Below are 1,681 nucleotides of genomic sequence, written 5' to 3'. Positions count from 1 at the left end.
CCTTGCTGGCCTTGGCTTGCGCGGCAACGGCTTCCACAGTCAACCGGTCATAGCCGTGCTGCTGCAGCAGCTGCAGAGTCACGGCCAGCAGCTCGGCCTCACGCGCGGTCCAGCGCGACGCCGACAAGCAGGTCGCCCCTTCGGTAGCCGTATCCGGACTCACGCGCCTCCCTGGGAAATCTGTTGCACCGTTACGTACGGTACCGTACCGTACTGCATGGCACCACCACCGGCATGCACAACCGCGCGGCCGGACCACGTCGTCACCGAACTTCGAAAGGCTTTCGGGTGAGCGGTTTTTCGGTCGGCAGGTTGATAAGAAAGCGGTGGACGCTCATCGTCACCGTGATCGTGGTCGCCGTCGTCTCCTTCGCCGTCTATCGGCTGCACGGCATATTCGGCTCCGACAAGGACGTGTCGCGGCCCAGCGCCGAGGCACTGGAGAACACCGGCTACAACCCCAAGCGCGTGCTGTTCGAGGTGTTCGGCTCCCCCGGCTCGGTGGCCTCCATCAACTATCTCGACATCAACGCCCAGCCGCAGCGCGTCGACGACGTCACCCTGCCGTGGTCACAGACCTTGACCACCGATGACCCGACGCTGTTCGCCGACCTGCGCGCGCAGGGCGACGGCGACTCGATCGGTTGCCGCATCACCGTCAACGGCGTCGTCAAGGACGAAAGGACGACCAACAACGTGAACGGTTACATCGCCTGCCTGGACAAGTCCGCATGAGCGAGCACCGTGCCGAAGACCAGGCCGGCCCCGATGCCGAAGTCCGGCATTCGAAGGTCTCACGGCTCATCCGGGTGCTGGCCGTGCCGATCCTGTTGGTGTGGGTGGCGGTCGCCGCGCTCACCAACATCGCCGTCCCCCAGCTGGAGGTGGTCGGCGCGGCCCGCTCGGTCGGTCTGAACGCACCCGACGCCCCGTCGACGGAGGCGATGCGGCACATCGGTCAGGTCTTCGACGAGTTCGACTCCGACAGCGCGGCGATGATCGTGCTGGAGGGCGACCAGCCGCTGGGCGCCGACGCCCATCATTTCTACGACACCCTGGTGCAGCGGCTGGCCGCCGACACCAAGCACGTCGAACACATTCAGGATTTCTGGGGCGATCCGCTGACCGCGGGCGGTTCGCAGAGCAAGGACGGCAAGGCCGCGCTGGTGCAGGTGTACCTGGCCGGCAATCAGGGCGAAGCGTTGTCCAACGAGTCCGTCGACGCGATCCGCAAGATCGTGGCCGACACCCCGCCACCGCCCGGGGTCAAAGCCTATGTCACCGGCGCCGCGCCACTGATCACCGACAACTTCGAGGTCGGCAGCGAGGGCACCGAGAAGGTCACGATGATCACCTTCGTGGTCATCGCGGTGATGCTGCTGGCCGTGTACCGGTCGTTCGTCACGATGTTCATCATGCTGCTCACGGTTCTCATCGAACTGGCCGCGGCACGAGGTGTCGTCGCCGTCCTCGCCCATACCGGGATCATCGGCCTGTCCACGTATTCGACGAATCTGCTGACCCTGCTGGCGATCGCCGCGGGTACGGACTACGGCATATTCGTGGTCGGCCGCTACCACGAGGCCCGCAACAAGGGATTGGACCGCAAAGCCGCCTATCACGACATGTTCTCCGGGACCATACATGTCATCGTCGGCTCGGGCCTGACCATCGCCGGCGC

Annotated in this window: 3 protein-coding genes; 2 read left to right on the top strand and 1 reads right to left on the bottom strand. The window is 65.3% G+C overall.

Going from position 1 to position 1,681, the window contains the following annotated elements; all coding sequences use genetic code 11:
* On the bottom strand, positions 1-163 hold a 163-nt coding region (locus ACWDTP_RS38360), incomplete at its 3' end, for a TetR family transcriptional regulator (RefSeq protein ID WP_450028429.1).
* A 125-nt stretch (positions 164-288) separates the two neighbouring features.
* Here ACWDTP_RS38360 and ACWDTP_RS38355 point away from each other — a divergent pair.
* Complete coding sequence (locus ACWDTP_RS38355; protein WP_450028428.1) at positions 289-735, top strand: MmpS family transport accessory protein; 447 nt, start codon at positions 289-291, stop codon at positions 733-735.
* Positions 732-1,681: MMPL family transporter (locus tag ACWDTP_RS38350; RefSeq protein WP_450028427.1), on the top strand; the 950-nt coding region annotated here is incomplete at its 3' end. The genes ACWDTP_RS38355 and ACWDTP_RS38350, both read left to right, overlap by 4 nt.

The sequence above is a fragment of the Mycobacterium sp. NPDC003449 genome (assembly GCF_053588415.1).
This window is presented reverse-complemented; position numbering and strand designations above follow the sequence as displayed.